18 protein-coding genes are annotated in these 17,456 nt (G+C 64.0%); 5 read left to right on the forward strand and 13 right to left on the reverse strand.

Translation table 11 applies throughout. The features are described from left to right. Nucleotide 1: 1 nt before the first annotated feature. From gatA to H6F58_RS05315, 5 genes are all read right to left on the reverse strand, one after another. A complete protein-coding gene (gene gatA / locus H6F58_RS05295) occupies nt 2–1,540 on the reverse strand; it encodes an Asp-tRNA(Asn)/Glu-tRNA(Gln) amidotransferase subunit GatA (protein WP_195181274.1) in 1,539 nt (512 codons plus the stop codon). Nucleotides 1,541–1,544: 4 nt separating this feature from the next. Further along, nucleotides 1,545–1,841, reverse strand: coding sequence for an Asp-tRNA(Asn)/Glu-tRNA(Gln) amidotransferase subunit GatC (gene gatC, locus H6F58_RS05300; RefSeq protein WP_022875011.1), 297 nt, complete (start codon nt 1,839–1,841; stop codon nt 1,545–1,547). Between the two features lie 85 nt (nt 1,842–1,926). Next, nucleotides 1,927–2,478, reverse strand: coding sequence for a 1,4-alpha-glucan branching protein (locus H6F58_RS05305; protein ID WP_195181275.1), 552 nt, complete (start codon nt 2,476–2,478; stop codon nt 1,927–1,929). A gap of 200 nt (nt 2,479–2,678) precedes the next feature. Continuing rightward, nucleotides 2,679–4,592: a penicillin-binding transpeptidase domain-containing protein gene (locus tag H6F58_RS05310; protein WP_195181276.1), complete on the reverse strand. Its 1,914-nt coding sequence runs from the start codon at nt 4,590–4,592 to the stop codon at nt 2,679–2,681. Between the two features lie 91 nt (nt 4,593–4,683). Then, nucleotides 4,684–5,214, reverse strand: a complete 531-nt coding sequence (locus H6F58_RS05315; RefSeq protein ID WP_171918549.1) for a GNAT family N-acetyltransferase — start codon at nt 5,212–5,214, stop codon at nt 4,684–4,686. Between the two features lie 187 nt (nt 5,215–5,401). Here H6F58_RS05315 and H6F58_RS05320 point away from each other — a divergent pair, with 187 nt between their 5' ends. From H6F58_RS05320 to H6F58_RS05330, 3 genes are all read left to right on the forward strand, one after another. Beyond that, complete coding sequence (locus tag H6F58_RS05320) at nt 5,402–6,754, forward strand: amidohydrolase family protein (protein WP_244652324.1); 1,353 nt, start codon at nt 5,402–5,404, stop codon at nt 6,752–6,754. Nucleotides 6,755–6,939: 185 nt separating this feature from the next. After that, nucleotides 6,940–7,527, forward strand: a complete 588-nt coding sequence (locus H6F58_RS05325; protein WP_060700942.1) for an NADPH-dependent FMN reductase — start codon at nt 6,940–6,942, stop codon at nt 7,525–7,527. Between the two features lie 38 nt (nt 7,528–7,565). After that, a complete protein-coding gene (locus H6F58_RS05330; RefSeq protein ID WP_195181277.1) occupies nt 7,566–8,018 on the forward strand; it encodes an SRPBCC family protein in 453 nt (150 codons plus the stop codon). Between the two features lie 9 nt (nt 8,019–8,027). Here the strand turns inward: H6F58_RS05330 and H6F58_RS05335 are convergent, their stop codons facing one another. Next, nucleotides 8,028–8,318 (reverse strand): hypothetical protein, encoded by a 291-nt coding sequence (locus H6F58_RS05335; protein ID WP_171918548.1) that lies wholly within the window; start codon nt 8,316–8,318, stop codon nt 8,028–8,030. Between the two features lie 76 nt (nt 8,319–8,394). On the opposite strand from H6F58_RS05335, the gene H6F58_RS05340 reads away from it, so the two are divergent. Beyond that, on the forward strand, nt 8,395–8,760 hold the full coding sequence (locus tag H6F58_RS05340; protein ID WP_171918547.1) for a hypothetical protein: 366 nt from the start codon (nt 8,395–8,397) through the stop codon (nt 8,758–8,760). A gap of 25 nt (nt 8,761–8,785) precedes the next feature. On the opposite strand, the gene H6F58_RS05345 is transcribed toward H6F58_RS05340, so the two are convergent. Beyond that, complete coding sequence (locus H6F58_RS05345; RefSeq protein ID WP_171918546.1) at nt 8,786–10,108, reverse strand: YjiH family protein; 1,323 nt, start codon at nt 10,106–10,108, stop codon at nt 8,786–8,788. 369 nt (nt 10,109–10,477) lie between these two features. Continuing rightward, the gene (locus H6F58_RS05350; RefSeq protein ID WP_060700937.1) at nt 10,478–10,717 is read right to left on the reverse strand and encodes a MerR family transcriptional regulator; all 240 of its coding nucleotides are present in this window, start codon (nt 10,715–10,717) and stop codon (nt 10,478–10,480) included. 181 nt (nt 10,718–10,898) lie between these two features. On the opposite strand from H6F58_RS05350, the gene H6F58_RS05355 reads away from it, so the two are divergent. Further along, nucleotides 10,899–11,333 (forward strand): Hsp20/alpha crystallin family protein, encoded by a 435-nt coding sequence (locus H6F58_RS05355; RefSeq protein ID WP_060700936.1) that lies wholly within the window; start codon nt 10,899–10,901, stop codon nt 11,331–11,333. Nucleotides 11,334–11,648: 315 nt separating this feature from the next. Here the strand turns inward: H6F58_RS05355 and H6F58_RS05360 are convergent, their stop codons facing one another. The 5 genes from H6F58_RS05360 to H6F58_RS05380 form a co-directional block, all read right to left on the reverse strand. Further along, complete coding sequence (locus tag H6F58_RS05360) at nt 11,649–11,948, reverse strand: hypothetical protein (RefSeq protein WP_171918545.1); 300 nt, start codon at nt 11,946–11,948, stop codon at nt 11,649–11,651. A 649-nt stretch (nt 11,949–12,597) separates the two neighbouring features. Next, nucleotides 12,598–13,821 (reverse strand): amidohydrolase family protein, encoded by a 1,224-nt coding sequence (locus tag H6F58_RS05365; RefSeq protein ID WP_171918544.1) that lies wholly within the window; start codon nt 13,819–13,821, stop codon nt 12,598–12,600. 49 nt (nt 13,822–13,870) lie between these two features. Beyond that, entirely contained in the window at nt 13,871–14,857 is a 987-nt protein-coding gene (locus H6F58_RS05370; protein ID WP_171918543.1) for an ornithine cyclodeaminase family protein, read from the reverse strand. A gap of 241 nt (nt 14,858–15,098) precedes the next feature. Further along, nucleotides 15,099–16,556 (reverse strand): amino acid permease, encoded by a 1,458-nt coding sequence (locus H6F58_RS05375; RefSeq protein ID WP_257746024.1) that lies wholly within the window; start codon nt 16,554–16,556, stop codon nt 15,099–15,101. 140 nt (nt 16,557–16,696) lie between these two features. Beyond that, entirely contained in the window at nt 16,697–17,377 is a 681-nt protein-coding gene (locus H6F58_RS05380) for a GntR family transcriptional regulator (RefSeq protein ID WP_257746335.1), read from the reverse strand. Nucleotides 17,378–17,456 lie beyond the last annotated feature (79 nt).

Below are 17,456 nucleotides of genomic sequence, written 5' to 3' on the forward strand. Positions count from 1 at the left end.
CCTAGGCCTCCTGCGCGATCGAAGCGATGTCAATGGCTGGTGCCTGCGAGATCAGCGACTGGCCCCACTGCTTTTCCAGCAGGGTTTCCAGTGCCGCGCCGGCGCGGTACAGCCGGGCGTCCTCGAAGGCCGGAGCCAGGAACTGGATTCCCACCGGCAGGTTCTCGGACAGGCCGCCGGGCACGGTGATGCCCGGGACGCCGGCGAGGTTGGCCGGGATGGTGGCCACGTCGTTGAGGTACATGGCCAGCGGGTCGTTGTCATTCGCGCCCAGCTCGAAGGCCACGGTCGGCGCGGTTGGGGATACCAGCACGTCAGCCTGCTCGAACGCGGCATCGAAGTCGCGCTGGATCAGGGTGCGGACCTTCTGGGCCGAACCGTAGTAGGCGTCGTAGTAGCCAGCAGACAGCGCGTAGGTGCCCAGGATGATGCGGCGCTTGACCTCGTCGCCGAAGCCGGCGGCACGGGTTGCGGCCATGACGCGCTCGATGGTCATCGGGCCTTCTTCTGGCAGCACGCGGTGGCCGTAGCGGACACCGTCGAACTTGGCCAGGTTGGAGGAAACTTCCGAAGGCATGATCAGGTAGTAGGCGCCCAGCGCGTACTTGAAGTTCGGGCAGGACACCTCGACGATTTCAGCGCCGGCGGCCTTGAGCAGTTCCAGCGACTCGTTGAAGCGCGCCTGGACGCCCTCCTCGTAGCCCTCGCCGGTCAGTTCCTTGATAACGCCAACGCGCAGGCCCGACAGGTCCCCTGCGGCGCCGGCCTCGGCGGCAGCCACCAGGCCTTCGAGGGAATTCGGCAGCGAGGTGGAATCCTTCGGGTCGTGCCCGCCGATCAGTTCCTGCAGGTAGGCCGAGTCCAGCACGGTGCGGGAGACCGGGCCGATCTGGTCCAGCGAGGAGGCCATGGCGATCGCGCCGTAGCGCGAGACCGCGCCGTAGGTCGGCTTCACGCCCACGGTGCCGGTGACCGCACCTGGCTGGCGGATGGATCCACCGGTGTCGGTGCCCAGCGCCAGCGGGGCTTCGAAGGAAGCCACGGCAGCGGCCGAGCCGCCGCCGGAACCGCCGGGAATGCGGTTCAGGTTCCACGGGTTGCGGGTCACGCCGTAGGCGGAGTGCTCGGTGGAGGAACCCATGGCAAATTCATCCAGGTTGGTCTTGCCCAGCATTGGCAGCTTGGCAGCGCGGATCTTCTCGATCACGGTGGCGTCGTAAGGGCTCATCCAGCCTTCGAGCATCTTCGATGCCGCGGTGGTTGGCTGTCCCTTGGTGACGATCAGGTCCTTGATGGCGATGGGCACGCCGGCCAGCGGGTGCAGCGCTTCGGCTTCGGCGCCGCCGGCGGCACGGATGGCGTCAACTTCTGCGGCTACCGCGAGCGCTTCGTCGGCGTTCACATGCAGGAAGGCGTTCAGTGCCCCGTCCACCTCGGCGATGCGGTCCAGGTGGGCCTGGACGGCTTCAACGGAGGTGGCTTCGCCGGCGCGCAGCTTGGCGGCCAGCTCGGTGCCGGAAAGCTTGATCAATTCGTTCATGGAATTATTCACCGTCCAGAATTGCAGGGACCTTGAAACGGTCCGAATCCGAATCCGGGGCGTTGAGCAGAACTTCGTCAATGCTCAGCGTCTGCCCCACCGTGTCTTCGCGCAACACATTGGTCAGCGGGATCGGGTGGCTGGTGGCTGGGACGTCGGAGGAGGCGACTTCGCTGACCGACGCGATGGCACCGACGATAGCGTCGAGCTCACCGGTCATCTTGTCCAGCTCCGCGCCGCTCATCTCGATGTGGGCAAGGTGTGCCAGATGCACAACGTCCTCACGGCTGATGGCAGACATGTATCTCCCTTTGAATGGCGGTTGGGTTTCATAGACAAGTCTATCCCGTGCATGCCCGCCATCAGACCTTTATGTGGTGCAGCAGTTATGCTGTTCGCAATACCAGGCCGGCCAGGTCCTGGCCCAGCGCGTTTTCCCAGCAGCCGATGACCCCGTCAACGCCCGATGCGCCGGAAACCGGCTTGCGGATGATCACCGCGTCCTTGCCGGCAGGGTTGCCATTGACCTTGATCCGCGGATCGTCGGTGAAGGACTCGGAATGGTGCTGCGCTGTGGCGTTGCCGGCCAAAAGCTGGCGGGCCTGGGCGGTGAACACCGGGTCGCCCGCGGCGTCATAGATGTAGCGCTTGCCCAGAATGGCATGCTCGCTGGTGCCGATCAGGTACTTTTCGCCACCGGGCAAAGGGGCATCCCGGTAGGTCAGCGGCAGGTGGTACACCACATCCGAGGTATCCGAATGATCGGCATAGATGCGCAGCTCCACCCCCACCTGGCCCTCGGGGTCCTCCAAGCGGAAGCCGCCGATGTGCTGGAGCTTCGGGGTGCCTTTACCGGTATAGAACTCCTGCTTGGGCAGCCAAGCGGAGACCAGCTCGTTTTTGCTTGGCGACATACTGGTGTTGTAGACAATTCCCATGGGCTTAGTCTGTCAACTGTGCCATTGGCGCACAAGTCCTCCGGGAAGTTCCGTGCCGCTGCCCCCGCGCCACGCAATGAGCGCATGGTGAATTCGGGGGCAGCGGGACGACGCTATCGAAGACCGCGGAGCTGACCATGCTGATTTGGCGGGATGCCAAGGGCCAAGTTTTGGCACCGGGCAAGCAGGTTGTTGAGCGGCTACTTCGCAGCAGCCTGGAGCATTGCCTTGACCAGCGGTCCTGCACTTTGCGCTCCGCCATCTCCATCCTCGACAAATGCCGCCACGGCGAGGTCGCCCTGGGCGACGATGGCCCAAGCGTGGGCGTTTCGCTCGCTGTCGTATTCCGCGGTGCCGCTCTTGCCGATGATCTTGGCGCCGGGCAGCGAGTTCAGGTCCTTGAGCGTTCCATGGTCAATGACTTCACCCATCATCGAGGCCAATTGCTCGGCCTCGTTTTCGGTGAGTTCAGACTTCGGCTTGGCTGGAGCTTGGGGCTCCGGGGAGAGCACGAGCTTGGGCTGAACGGTCGACTTGGCCTGGACCGAGGCGGCCACGGTGGCCATGCCCAGCGGGGAGGCCTGCACTACGCCCTGGCCGATCATGTTCGCGGCCTGGGTGGTTCCCTCAGAATCGTCGGGCACCGAGCCAAGCACCGCACCGATCCCAGTGCCGTCTTCGCCGGTCAGGCCGAGCGCGGCAGCGGCTTCAGACAGCTTCTTGCCGCCAATTTCAGCTCCCTGATTCACGAACACCGTGTTGCAGGACTGGGCAATGGCTTCGGACAGCGGAATCGTGCCCAGCTGGGCGGCCGGGTATCCGTCGTAGTTCTTGAAGGTCTTTCCATCAACCACGGTGGTGGCCGGGCATTTGACCTCCGAATCCGGGGTGGATCCTTCACGCAGCATCGACAGCGCGCTGATCACCTTGAACGAGGACCCCGGGGCGTAGGCGCCCTGCAAGGCGGCGTTCAGGCCAGTGTCCACGGGGCCCGAGGAGGCCGCCAGCACACTGCCGTCCGAGGGGCGGATGGCGACGATCGCCGAATTGGAATCGGCGTCTTCCAGCAGCTGGTCGGCACTTTGCTGCAGGTCCATGTCCAAAGTTGTTTCCACGTCCTTGCCGGCTACCGGCTCAGCGGTGAAAAGTTCAGCTTCAGCCTTGTTCTCGCTGTTGTACCGAGAGACTACAACGCCGTCGGTACCCGAAAGCGTGTCGTTGTAGGCCGACTGCAATCCAGACATGCCGACCTGGTCGCCGCTCTTGATCCTGCCCTCGGACTTCTTGATGATTTCGGCGGTGGCTTCGCCGACGGATCCCAGCAGCGGGCGGGCGAAGGAGCGGGTGGGCGCGAGGGGAATTTCGTCTTCCTGGAAGGTGGCTCCAGGGATCTTGTTGATTTCCGCGTCGGTGACTTCCCGGGTGGCGTCGTCGCGCAGCACGATGGCCTGGACCCATGCCTTGTCGCCGGCAGCGAGCACGGTTTTTGCGTACTGCTCTTCATCGATGTCCACCAGCTCGGCCAATTGCGCCGCCGATTTTTCCCAATTGGCTTTTTCGGTGCGGGTCTTGTCGATGCCGACGCGAATCACCGGGCGGTTGGTGACAATTTTTTTGCCGCCGGCGTCCGTGATGCTGCCCCGGTCGGCGGCTTGGTAGCTGGCCTGGAGGTAGCCGCCGGTTTCCAGATCCGGTGCGAGCACGGATGGATCAAAGCGCAGCTTCCATTGCTCGGCGTCCTTGTCATATTCCCAGACGGCCTTGGTGGTGTAGCTCAGGTCCTTATCCGTTTCGTCGACATCCCAGACCGTGGTGATGTCGGCCGTGGCGGTTTTGACGCCGTCGGTTTCTTCCTCGTCCTCGGCCACCGAGCTCACGGTGCTGTTGTGCTTGATATCGCCCATGGGGCCGAAGGCCGTTTCCTGGGCCTTGGCCACCGACTGGGCATCGGAGGTGGCGAACTGCACCTTGGAGAAGTCGCCGGAGTTGATGGCCGAAACCAGCTCGTCGGCCACCGGAGCGGGATCGGGTGCTCCAGCGCTGCAGGCGCTCAGCGATCCCAGGGCCAGGGCAGCAACGGATAGGGCAACGGCAGAACGGCGAAGGGCACTCATAGCGCCATTCTATTCACGCGGGGAGGACAGTTGGCAAAAAACACCTGGACGACACCTCATTATTTCCTGCGTTTGGGCTTTGACGCCCATTTCAGAGTTCCAGCGTGTACACCACTAGCTTGATGCCGGTCCCGGGAACGGTCCAGTCGCGCTGTGGCGCATGGGCGAAGTCCATGGACTCATAGAGGGACCGGGCCGAATGCCAGGTGGCCCCGGTGGTCAAGCTGACCGAATGGATTCCGGGCAGCCGGCGAGCGCGTTCGATGCTGGCGTTGACCAGGGCGCGGCCGACACCAGCGCGCTGCGCGGCCGGATCGACGCTGAGCATCCGGATCTCCAGTTCGCCCGGCAGGGCAATATCCGCATAGTCGCTGCCGACCTGGATCAGGGTCATTGACCCGATGATCTCCCCTTGGCGCCGCGCAACATAGATCTCGGATTGCTCGGCACGTTCCTGGACTTTGCGCACAAACTGCAGGTAGTCGTGCTCGGGGGTCTCGAAGTGCCCTGCGGCGAAGTATGACTGCGCGGTCAGCTCCCCTACCCGCTCATAGTCCCCGGGCGGGGCCTGCTCGATGAGCAGATCTGCGGTGCGGAAGGTGAAATTTTCTGCCTCATTCATGATGATCTGATTCTGCCATGGTTGGCCTGCTGCCATCGCCGGCCGTGGCCACCCCGAGCTTGCCTGAATACCAAATTATCCATATATGCAGGAATCAGGGGGTGATCCTTGAATTGAAGGTAATATTTGGTATTCCATTTATGGAATTGTGGTGCGTTCACGCGTAGGATGGGTCACAATCCGCTCCATGAAAGGCGTATCAACCATGTGCGAACACGACCACAGCACCGGCCCGGTGCCCACCGCAAAACTCGAACGCCGGCACGTTCTGGCCGGAGCCGCCGCCCTGGCTGGCCTGGGCCTGGCCGGCATGGTCCCCGGGATCGCCCAGGGGGCCGAACCCCCGGGCCGGAGCGCTGCGGCGCACCGTCCTTCCACGGTGAAGAGCGCTCCGGTCATCGTCGAGGGCGGCTCGCTCATCGACCCGGCCACCGGCCAATTGAGCGAAGACGCAGTGGTGGTGCTCGCCGGCGGCATCGTGCAGTCGGTGGGCACCCGGGACGAGACCCGCAAGGCGGTAGCCAAGTACGCTGCCAGTGCCACCCGCATCAACGCCCATGGAAAGTTCATCCTTCCCGGATTCGTCGATGCCCATGTCCACGCCCAGGCCTTCGAGGATGCGGCGCTGATCCTGAGCCACGGCGCCACCACGGTGCGCAGCGGCTCGTCGAGCTTCTACCAGGACATCGCGCTGGCCAGGGTGCCGGACTTCGCGCCGGGCCTGGCCCCGCGGATGCACGCCGCGGGATTGTTCGTCTCCCCTGACCAGTCCGACTCCATCCTGGCTGATCCGGATCTGGCCCCGCTGGCTGCGCTGCGCCACCAGATCACCGACCCCAAGGACCTGGCGTACCTGACCGGCGTGAACATCGCCCGCGGCGCCACCGTGATCAAGACCCGCGCCAATCCGCGCGCCGGGCTGGCCGAGCAGGATCCGCTGGAGCTGGTGTACGGGCGCGAGCAGCTGGCCGCGATCGTGAAGGCGGCCAAGGGCGCGGGCGTGCTCTGCCACAGCTACAGTGCCGAGGGCATCGCCGGGGCCGTGGCCGCCGGAGTCAAAAGCATCGAGCATGGGGTGTTCATGGACGAGAAGACGATGGTGCGCATGGCCAAGCAGGGCACCTACTTCACCCCGACCCTGTACGGCATTGCCGGCATGGCCGATTCCAGCGATCCGGTGCTCGCCCAACGCGGGCGCGAATACGGCCCGGTACTGGCCGAGGCCGCCAGGGCCGCCAACGAGCTGGGCGTGACGGTGATCGGCGGCACCGACTCCTTCGGCACCGACGTCACCCCGATCGGGGCCGAGGCCAAGGCCCTGTCCGATGCGGGCCTGGGCAAGCTCAAGGCGCTGCAGTCCATCACCACCGCCCCGGCCAAGCTGCTGGGCGTGGATCACCGCGGCGTGGGCCGGCTGGTCCGCCACGGCGTGGCAGACCTGGTGCTGCTGGGCTCCAACCCGCTGGAAAGCGCCGCTGCGCTGTCCGACGTGCACACGGTGGTGGCCCAGGGCGCGATCGTGCGCGGCGAAGCGGCCTAAAGCAGGAGTGGGCCGCGGGCCACGGGGCCTGCTCCGTCGCCCGCGGCTGGCCTCGGAAAGCAGGCCGGGCTGCTGCGCTCGCAATCCATCGGGCCATTGGCCCACTTGCCGGTCCTGGAATTCCAGCCTTCTCAGCTGGCTGACCAGCCCTGGACAGCGCATCACAGGACGTGTTGAATGCAACCATGGCTACTTACAACATCGGCTACATCGTGGGATCCCTGGCCAAGAATTCAATCAACCGGACCCTTGCCCACGCCCTGATCGGGCTGGCTCCGGCCAACTTGAGCTTCACTGAAATTCCGATCAAGGACCTGCCGCTCTACAGCTACGACTACGACGAAAACTACCCGCCGGAGGGCACCGCGCTGAAGCGGGCCATCGAAGGCTCGGATGGGCTGCTGATCGTCTCCCCCGAATACAACCGCTCCATTCCTGGCGGGCTGAAGAACGCCATCGACTGGGCCTCGCGCCCCTGGGGCACAAATTCCTTTGCCCGCAAGCCCACCGGCATCATCGGCGCCTCCCCTGGTGCCATCGGCACCGCGGTAATGCAGTCCTCCATGCGCAGCGTGCTCAGCTTCCTGAATGTGCCGCAGCTCAACGCCCCGGAGGCCTACGTGCACTATGACGCCGGCGCCTTCGACGCCCAGGGCAACGTCACCGACGCGCGCACACGCGAGTTCCTGCAGCACTACATCGACGAATACGCGGCCTTTGTAGAGCGCGTGCTGGATACCGGCGCGGCCGGGCACATCGGCGACACGGCATAGCGTGCGAGGCAAGGCCGGGACTATGGCACACTGATGCCATGGCCGTCTACTTCGAATGCTTCACCAGGACCACGATGCCTCGACAGGAACTCTTCGAGAAATCCCTGAGCATCGACGCGCATGCCTCTTCGATGGCGGATTCCGCGGAACAGGCCATCGGCGGGGTGACCAGCGGGCAGATTTCCCTCGGCGAACAGGTCACCTGGCGGGCCAGGCATTTTGGCATCCCCGTGCGCATGACCTCGGAAATCAGTGAACTGGACGCTCCTGCGGCCTTCACTGATCAGCAGGTCAAAGGCCCCTTCAAGAAATTCCACCATGTCCACGAGTTCTACGACGGCGGCGAAGGCACGCTCATGGTGGACAAGATCCATTTCGAAGCCCCGCTTGGCCCGCTGGGCTGGCTGGCCGAGCGCCTGGTGCTCGGCTGGTACATGCCGAGGCTGATCCGGGTGCGCAATGCCTACCTGGTGGGCGCCTCGGCGCGCTAGCGCGGATCCCTAGCGCACCGGGAAGCCCGGCGGGAACAGCTCGCTGGCGGGGCGTCGCTTGTAGTCGCTGTTGCTGAAGGACGCCATGCACTTCTCCAGGAATGACTGGGCACGCTGCTGGTCATCGCCGGTGTCCACGGTCTGGGTCTGCGCCTCCTCGATGATGGCTCGCCCCGCGAGCACCACACGGGTGATGCCACGGCCAGCGCAATTCATGATGAGCGTGCGGATCGGGTCGGCATGCGGGCCAATGCGAGTGCCTTGGTTGGCAGAAGTGTCAGCATCGCGCTTATTTGGCACACCTAGTAGCCGATGCCTGAAAGCACGCGCCGGCCCTGGGTCCGGGCTGCTGCTGGTGATCGCCTAGGCTAGGTGCATGTCGACTTCCCTGTACTACACCGCAACCCGCGCCACCGCCCTGAGCGAGGACGAGCACCAGCAGTTGATGGCCCTGGCCCGCAGCCATAACGATGCCTTCGAATTCGACGGCGAGACGTTGTATTTCTATCCGGCCCAGCGCGACAACGAGGTGCTCAACGGCTCCACCAAGATCTGTCCGGACCCCGTGGAAATGGCCCCCAGCCTGCTGCACTGGCTGGCGGCGCTGACCGCGCTGCGCCAGGCCCTGCCCGAGGCCCAATGGGACGTCTCACTCGACGAGATCGATGTCCCCTGGGATGAGCACCTCGGCTACCACCTGCCGGGCCTGGAAGACCTGGCGGCGATGCACGAAGGCTACTAGGAGGCCGGCTTCCCGCGGGACACCGCTAGAGGGCCAGGTTCACCAGCGGGGTGGCAATCAGGATGCTCAACGCCACGCGCTGGAACCAGATCACCACCATCTGCCACAGCTTCACCGGGATGCTGGTGGCCAGGATGCACGGCACCAGGGCGGAGAAGAAGATGATCGCCGAGACACAGATAATGGCGATGACCATGCGAAGTTCCAAGGACTCGTGGCCCGCGGCCAGGGTGGCGGGAAGGAACATTTCGGCGATGCCGGTGGCCGAGGCCTTGCCGGCCAGCAACGGGTCATCCAGTCCTACCACCCAGGCAAACGGCGCGAAGAGGTAGCCCAGCCAGGTGAAGACCGGGGTGAACCGGGCCAGCACCAGTCCCAGCAGGCCGATGGAGAGGATCGAGGGAAGGATCGCCATCGCCATCTTCAACCCGTCCAGGATGTTCTCTCCGATATTGCGCCACAGTCCCGGCGCCCTGCGCAAAGCCAGCATGGCTTCGCCGAAGGCCTTGGCAAAGCGGTTGCCGGTGACCTTTTCTTCCGGGATGTGCTCGATGTTCTGGTAGGTGTCATCCGGGATGCGCGAGAGCGGCGGGATCCGCACCGAGATCGCGGTGACCGCAAAGGTAACCACCAGGGCGAGCCAGAAGTAGGTGCTCCAGTGCTCCATCAGATCCAGCGCCTTGGCCACGATCACCATGAAGCTGGCGGACACCGTGGAGAACCCGGTGGCGATAATGGCCGCTTCGCGCCCGGTATAGCGCCCAGAGCGGTACATGCGGTCGGTCAGCAGCAGGCCCAGCGAGTAGGAGCCGACGAAGGAGGCCACCGCGTCAACCGCGGAACGGCCGGGCGTGCGCCACAGCGGTTTCATGATCGGCTGGCAGAAGACCCCGATGAATTCCATCAGCCCGTAGCTGACCAGCATGGCCAGGAAGATTGCGCCGATCGGCACAATCAGCCCCACCGGAACCACCAGGGAATTAAGCAGGAACGGGCCCATGTCCTTTTCCATGAGCCAGGCCGGACCGAACCCGAAGACCAGCCCCGCGCCGACGGCCAGGCCCACCACATTGGCGAAGGCAAAGACGCCGCGCAGGGGCGAGGTGCGCCAGCCGCCGGTGGCGAAGGGCATGATGGTGCCGGCGGCCAGCAGCGCCAGGATGTAATAGGGCACGCCGGCGCCAATGGCTTCGCGGACCCAGGAAACAATGTGATCCAGAGCGATAGTGCTCTTGCCGTTGAGGGTGACCGGCACGAAGAATACGGCAATGCCGACCCCGCTATAGAGGACAAACCTCAGCACATCCCACGGCTTGGTCGGTTCCCTGGTTTCTACGGTGCTCGGCATGGTGCAACCCCTTTGTGCATAGTGACTTTGAACCATCTAAGCCGATGCTCCGGGGTTAATGTGGGCCACAACGCACCTATTGTCCGGGATGACGGATTGATGCACTTCTATCCCAGGATTTTCCCTCCGCGAGTCGGCGATTTGCCCGTATCCTGGGATCTGTTTGCCCGAGGCCCGGCCACTGGCAGCGCAGGTCCGCCAGCAAAAATGCCGCAGCGCCTAGTTCGATACCGCCCCAAGGCCCTGGCAGGTTCGGCAGGCCGGCCCTGCTTGGCCCGATGGGCCTTCCGCGGTCATCGAGTTCCGCAGTTGACGCAGATGGAAGGCGCACTGTTCCTCCGGGATTGTTGTTCAGCCTGCACCCTTGCTCTAGGGCCGGGCATCCAACCGGTTTCTCAGCGCATCATTTTCAGCTTCCAGGTCCAGAATGATGCCAATACCTGCCAAATTCACTCCGCGATCGGTCAGCACAGAAATCTGTTTCAGCCTTGCCAAATCTTCCTCGCGGTACCTTCGGGTACCGCCAGCGGTACGCCCCGGGGAGATCAAGCCACGCAGCTCATAGAGCCTGACTGTCTGCACGCTTACCCCCACGCTCCTAGCTGCCATGGCGATTGAATACGAAGGAATAACACTGCCGACAGCCGCAGAATTTTTTGCCACTTTTTCCCCTCAAGTTGCTTGCCTGCCCCTGAACTCCATGCTATAAAATCTACATCGCTAGACATAGATCTAGCGGAAAGTGAATTGCACCATCACAAACCGCCAAGCGAGAAAGGAATGAGTTCAGATGATGCAGACCGAGGTACTTCGCGATTTCGACCGCCTGGTACAGCGTGCTTTCAACACCCAGCTCAGCACCGAGCCAGTCCATCCGATGCCCATGGAGGCGTGGAGGGACAACGAAGGCTTCCATGCTGAATTCGACCTCCCGGGGGTCGACGCTGACCAGATAGACATGGCAGTGGAAAAGAACATCCTGACGATCCGCGCTGAACGTGCCAAGCCCGAAGGCCGGCAACATCTCACCGGCTCGGAACGCTTGTGGGGCCACTTCACCCGAGAGCTTGTGCTCGGCGACCACTTGGATGCCGAAAGCATTCAGGCCACCTACGTTGATGGGGTGCTGCGCCTGGACATCGCCCTCGCCGAGAGCGCCAAGCCCCGCCGCATCCAAGTCGCCGCAGCCAAGCGCACCGAGGATCCGAAAGAAATCACCAGCTAGCCCTGTGGGCTCCCTGTGAACATGTATGGAGATGATGCGCCATGCCTGATCTCACACACCCGGCGTTCCACCCGTTGGCCGTTGATGACGAACTGCTTTTGGCCATGTACGAGCTCGAGCTATCCACCGCAGTCCGTCAAGGCCAACCGCCCCGGACGCGCCAATGCAGTGCGATCGACGGTGTTCCGCGACCCAGTCAGCGGTGTCCGGAAGAAACGAGCGATTCCAGGGCCAGTGAACAGACATTGGGCAGATCCAAGCCGCTCAGGGTCTACTCCCGCTCACCTCCAGCACACCGTCCCTGATGAGCGAACCTCACCAGTGGTCATCCAGGGGTGTGCCCGAACAGCGCCGGGCGCACCCCTGATGGCACAACCAGAAAGGAGCCATGCTGTGCTTCAAAGATGGCTGCACGTCCAGCTTGATGACGATCAGCTCGATGACCTGTTTACGTCCCTCTGCACGTACCGGGATCACTTCGTTGAGCTCATCGAATCGAACGCCAGCGCGGATACCCCGCAGATTCACGAGGGTACTAAATACTGGCAAGACAAAGCCCATCGGGTTCAAGGACTCATCGACCAGATCAGCGACGAGCTCTACGGAACAAGTCAAAGAAAAGGCGCCTAGAACCCGCACGCTCAGAGCGCCCCGATCGCTGAACATCGGGAACGAAGTGCTGCGGCGCGGCAAGGCTCCGCACTCCATCGGAAGCACGAAGGCCGCAATTAATGGGGACATGCCACTACAGGCGAGCCACGTGTGGCCAGGTGCTGTCCTTCGAAATCCGAAGCGCACGGAATCAGCGGACCTGCCGCCAGCAGCCCAAGGAAAGGTCTGGCTCCAAGAATGGCGCTTAGCCCAAAAGCAGGCACCTGTGGCGGCAGGATCGGCTTCAGGTCTTGTGTGCGGTGGCATGTTCGCCAGGTCCGGTTGCAGCACTTCACGCCTGCAACCGGAAGGCTGTGCACGGGCCACCGTTGCCAGCGGTTGCGAGGACCAAAATGACGGCGTTGCGAGCGAGCGGCAAACGGCTCTCCCCCCACTCATGAGGGCATCCAGCTCAGGCAATTTTCCCTGGTGCTTCTGAATCAAAAAGCCGGGAACCTGGCACACGCACTAGCGCAAAATCTACACCACGGGACCGATGCCGAAGTCCAGCTCCGGCAGCGGCCAGATAGTATCGGCGGTATCGAAATCGACCATAGGCAACGGCCGGACGGACTCGTATTCCCACCCGGCCATTGGCATTGATCCGCCTTTCCTAGTAGCTGTCCGCCACCGAGAGCACTTTCAGCCCGTCGGCGACAACGCGCCCTTCATGGATGACGGTGCGGTCGGTGCCGCGGTCCATCACGGTGGAGGCGATGCTCTCGCCGTCCACCAGCACCAGCTCGGCGCGGTCGCCCACCTCCACGCCCGGGCGGTCGGCCACCGATGCCAGGCGCGGCACCTCGTGGCTCATGATCGAGGCGCCGCCGATGGTGGCCACGGCCAGGGCGTGCTCGATCAGCTCATCCTTTCGGAAGCCGTTGACGAAGGCCAGCTGCCAGGTCCGATCCAGCAGGTCGCAGTTGCCGTAGGGGCTCCAGTAGTCGCGCTGGCCGTCTTCGCCCAGGCCGAAGCGCACCCCGGCCTCAGTGAGCTGCACCAGCGGCAGGTGGTTCGAGGTGCTCGGGGCCACCGAGGTCAACGAGATGTCCAGCTCGGCGAAGGTGTCGACCAGCCGCCGGCTGGTGGCCTCGTTGACGCTGCCCAGCTCATAGGCGTGCGACAGGTTGACCTTGCCCTGCATGCCCAGCGCGCGGGTGCGCTCGGCGATCAGCTCCGCCGAGAAAACCCCCTGGGTGCCGTGCTCGTGCAGGTGGATATCCACCTCCACCTGGTACTTCTCGGCCAGGCCGAAGACCACGTCGAGGTGCCGGACCGGGTCGCGGTCCAGCTCGCAGGGGTCGATGCCGCCCATCACGTCGGCGCCGGCCTTCAGCGCTTCTTCCAGGTACCTTTCGGTGCCCGGCTCGCGCAGGATGCCAGCCTGCGGGAAGACCATGATCTGCACCTCGGCCTCGTTCGCGAACTTCTCTTTCGCAGCGACGACGGCCTCGTACTTTTCCAGCTTGGTATCCACATCCACCTGGGCGAAGGAACGCACGCGGGTGGTGCCGCGAGCGATCATCCTTTCCAGGGTGCCGGCCACGCGCTCGTTGATCCCGATTTCGGCCTCGCGCCAATTCTCCCGGTCATTGCTCATCATCCCCCAGACGCCCGGCCGGCCGGTGTGCTCGCGGAAGGGCAGGCCAATGCGGGTGGAGTCCAGGTGGACGTGCACGTCCGAGAAGGCGGGGATCAGGATCCGGCCGCGGCCGTCCACATCGCCGGCGCCCAGCTGGCGCGATGGGTCGTGGGCGGTGATCGAGGCGATCTTCCCCTCCTCGACCAGGATATCGCTGGGGTCGCCGGCCCAGGGGCGGGCGTTGCTGATGAGCATGGTATGGGTTCCTCTCGCTGCTGTGGTGGTGTTCTGGTTCTATTTGCGCCTAGCTTGACAGGTCCACGTCCTGGCCCAGGCGCTGCTCCACGGCCCGGTCATAGGCCAGGCGCCCGATCGCCAGATCCAGCGCGCCGATGCCCACCGAATTGAACAGGGTGATCTCCTGCCGGTCGCGCCGGCCGGCCAGCTCGCCGGCGACTACTTGCCCCAGCTCCCCCGCGATGGCATCGGCGGCGATCGCGCCTTCGGCGAGCGCCATCAGATAGTCGCCCGACTTGGCTTGGGCGGTGCCCATATGGTCGACAAAGACCCTGGATCGGGCCATGCCGATGCCATCGATCTCGCGTTCGCCCGGGCGCGGCCGGGCGCCGACGGCATTGATGTGCTGGCCGGGCTGGAACCATTGGCCCTGCACGATCGGCTCCACCGATGGGGTGAGCGTGCACAGCACATCGCAGGAGGCCACCACGGCTTCGGGGTTCGGCGCCGCCACCACCTCCAGGCCATGGCCGGCCACGGCCTGGCTGAATTCGGCAATGCGCTGCCCGGTCCGCGACCACACCACGACCTTGGTGAAGGGCAGCACGCACAGCATGGCTTCGACGTGGGCCACCGCGAGGGCGCCGGCGCCGATCAGCCCCAGCACCGTGCTATCCGGGCGGGCCAGGTACTTCGTGGCCACCGCGGTGGCGGCGGCGGTGCGGATCCGGGTGGGGACCTTGCCATCGAGGATGGCTAGCGGGCCGCCGGTGATATGGTCGGCCAGCATGATCAGCGAACGCTGCGAGGGAAGGCCGCGCTGGGCATTGGAGGGGATATCGGCAAGCAGCTTGACGCTGGCCAGTCCCTGCTCGGAGGCCACGCTGGACATGATAATGAAGCTCGAATCCGCGCTCGGCACTGCCATCGCCGATGGGGTCGGCTGTGCCGCGGTGCCCCTGGCCAGATCGCCGAAGATCCGGTCGACGGCTTGGACCGTGGACCGCATATCGAGCACAGCCTGGAGCGTCGAGGCGTTGAGCATAAGGGTCATTGGTTGCTTCTTTCAAACAGCGTGATGCCTTCCAGATCACACTGTAGCCCATTTGGTATTCCAAAAGATAGCGATCTGGGCAAGAGGCCGAAGGCTCCCATGAATCTGTCGAATCCACACGCCACTATGGGTATACCAAACACCCGGGCGCGTCCAGGAAACCCAGCGTCCAGGGCAAAAGAAAAGGGGCCACGGGTGCGGCGCAATGCCGTACCCGTGGCCCCTCAAGGACCTGGCGCTCCTAGGAACGCTGGCCTTCGGCCTGCTGGCCGACGTTCTCCCCGTGCTCGGGCACCGAATCCGGATCCGCGTCGAATTCGTCGATTTCCGGTACGCGCTTGCCGCGCACGAAGAACCAGTAGCAAGCACCGAGCGCCGCGACCCAGATGGCTCCGGTGACCAGCGCGCTGCGGGTATCGGGCACCACGCCGATCATGACGATCACGAAGACCATGAAGGCCACCGCGATGTAGCTGCCCAGTGGCCAGAAAGGAATCTGGAAGCCCGCGGAGGCCAGGCCCTTGCGCGCCAGCTCGCGCTTCATGCCGATATGGGAGAGCAGGATCATCAGCCATACCACCACCGTGGCGAAGGTGGCCAGGGCCGCGATCAGGAAGAAGATCTGGTCCTCGAACCAGATATTGAGCACCACGCCGATCAGCAGGGCCACGATCATCGACAGCGAGGTCACCCACGGCACGCCGTTGGAGGTGGTTTTGGTGAAGACCATCGGGGCCTGGCCCTGCCGGGCCATGCCGTGGATCATGCGGCCTGCGCCGAAGATATCCGCATTGATCGCCGAGAGCGCTGCGGTGATCACGATGAAGTTCAGCACGTGGGCGGCCGAGGAGAGGCCGATGCTGGAGAAGATCGAGACGAAGGGGCTTTCCTCGCCGTTGATGGTATTCCATGGCTGGATCGACATGATCACGCCCAGGGTCAGCACGTAGAAGAGCAGGATGCGCACCGGCACCGAGTTGATGGCCTCGGGAATAACCTTGCGCGGATTCTTTGCCTCGCCCGCGGTGATGCCGATGACCTCGGTGCCGCCGAAGGCGAACATCACGATGGTGAAGGACATGAGCACGCCCATCACACCGTGCGGCATGAAGCCGTCATGGGAGAACAGGTTGGAGATGCCCGCGGCGCCCTCGGACTGGTTGCCCAGGCCGAAGACGATGACCGCGATGCCGCCGGCGATCATCGCGATGATCGCCACGACCTTGATCAGCGAGAACCAGAACTCCAGCTCGCCGAATACCTTCACGGAGAGCAGGTTGACCGCGGCGATGAAGAAGACCACCGCCAGGATCCAGATCCAGCGTTCGACGTTGGGGAACCAGAATCCCATATACACTCCGAAGGCCGTCACATCGGCCAGGGCCACGACGAACATCTCGAAGGTATAGGTCCATCCGGTGACAAAGCCGGCAAAGCGCCCCACGTAGCGCGTGGCGTAGGAGCCGAAGGATCCCGCGATCGGGTTGCGCACGGCCATCTCGCCCAAGGCGCGCATCACCATGAAGACCACGGCGCCGCCGATGATATAGGCCAGCAGCACCGCCGGTCCGGCCATCTGGATGGCTCCGGCGGAACCATAGAACAGCCCGGTGCCGATGGCGGATCCGAGGGCTATGAAACGGATATGCCGGGTACTTAGGCCTCGCTTGAGGCTCTGGGCTGGTTGGCTGGTTCTCACGGATCTCCTCGAAACAACGGTCATGTGCAGCAGTCCCATTCAGGACACGCTCTCCATGTAACCGCGCTCACAAGCATCGTGCAGCAGGGAATCCACAGCGATCGTCCGGTATACCGGACTATCGGATTGATATTCAGCAGTTAGTGAAGATCTTCCGTCGTTCCAGCGATGCCCTCACGGGCCCGCTTGTCGTTCAGGCTGCCCCGGCTGGTGTCCAGATGCTGCTCGGCCAAGCGCTTGACCAGCCCGACATTGCGTTCCGCGATGGCGTTATAAAGCAGCTCGTGCTCGTGCGCCATCGTCTCCAGGTCGTCGTGCTGCGCCAGCACCCAGCGCATCCTCGGGGCCAGAGAGGTCTGGAGTTCCAGCAGCAGGTCATTGCCCGCCATGCTGATGACCACCTCATGGAAGTTCGCCCCGGCGCGGCGGGCCGTGGTGAAGTCCTGTGCCGCGGCGGCCGCGATTTCCACCTCGAGCACCTCGCGCAGCTGTGCCAGTCCTTCGCGGGTATGGCGTTGCGCGGCCAGCGCAAAGGACATCGTTTCCAGCGCGCCACGCACCTCGTGCAGGTCGGCTACATCCGAGGCGGTGAATTCGCGCACCGTGGCCCAGCTGCGCGGGCGCGGCGTCACGAGCCCCTCGGCCACCAGGACGCGCAGGGCGTCGCGGATCGGCAACCGGCTGACCCCCAGATCCTCCGCAAGGTCGCGCTCGACCAGGCGGCTGCCCGGTTTGCGCACCCCGTCGATGATCTCGTTCCGAATCTGCTCGATGACGCGCACCGACTCCGGTTCGAAGTCCTTGTCTGCCAAGCCATTCACCCGCTTTCCCACATGCTTTCCACTGCAATTGTCGCTTAAATGAGACCGGCCCAGCGGGAACAGGAAATGGAGTCGCTCA

Source organism: Glutamicibacter sp. FBE19, from assembly GCF_015524875.1.
Classification (GTDB): Bacteria; Actinomycetota; Actinomycetes; order Actinomycetales; family Micrococcaceae; genus Glutamicibacter; species Glutamicibacter halophytocola.

Bases quoted from the DNA above. Each gene is read 5' to 3' on its own strand.
- H6F58_RS05330 (WP_195181277.1), top strand. From the start codon at position 7,566: ATGGCCGTCTACTTCGAATGCTTCACCAGGACCACGATGCCTCGACAG.
- H6F58_RS05315 (WP_171918549.1), bottom strand. From the start codon at position 5,214: ATGAATGAGGCAGAAAATTTCACCTTCCGCACCGCAGATCTGCTCATC.
- H6F58_RS05340 (WP_171918547.1), top strand. From the start codon at position 8,395: ATGTCGACTTCCCTGTACTACACCGCAACCCGCGCCACCGCCCTGAGC.
- H6F58_RS05305 (WP_195181275.1), bottom strand. From the start codon at position 2,478: ATGGGAATTGTCTACAACACCAGTATGTCGCCAAGCAAAAACGAGCTG.
- gatA (WP_195181274.1), bottom strand. From the start codon at position 1,540: ATGAACGAATTGATCAAGCTTTCCGGCACCGAGCTGGCCGCCAAGCTG.
- H6F58_RS05350 (WP_060700937.1), bottom strand. From the start codon at position 10,717: ATGGCAGCTAGGAGCGTGGGGGTAAGCGTGCAGACAGTCAGGCTCTAT.
- H6F58_RS05345 (WP_171918546.1), bottom strand. From the start codon at position 10,108: ATGCCGAGCACCGTAGAAACCAGGGAACCGACCAAGCCGTGGGATGTG.
- gatC (WP_022875011.1), bottom strand. From the start codon at position 1,841: ATGTCTGCCATCAGCCGTGAGGACGTTGTGCATCTGGCACACCTTGCC.
- H6F58_RS05310 (WP_195181276.1), bottom strand. From the start codon at position 4,592: ATGAGTGCCCTTCGCCGTTCTGCCGTTGCCCTATCCGTTGCTGCCCTG.
- H6F58_RS05325 (WP_060700942.1), top strand. From the start codon at position 6,940: ATGGCTACTTACAACATCGGCTACATCGTGGGATCCCTGGCCAAGAAT.
- H6F58_RS05320 (WP_244652324.1), top strand. From the start codon at position 5,402: ATGAAAGGCGTATCAACCATGTGCGAACACGACCACAGCACCGGCCCG.
- H6F58_RS05365 (WP_171918544.1), bottom strand. From the start codon at position 13,821: ATGCTCATCAGCAACGCCCGCCCCTGGGCCGGCGACCCCAGCGATATC.
- H6F58_RS05370 (WP_171918543.1), bottom strand. From the start codon at position 14,857: ATGACCCTTATGCTCAACGCCTCGACGCTCCAGGCTGTGCTCGATATG.
- H6F58_RS05355 (WP_060700936.1), top strand. From the start codon at position 10,899: ATGATGCAGACCGAGGTACTTCGCGATTTCGACCGCCTGGTACAGCGT.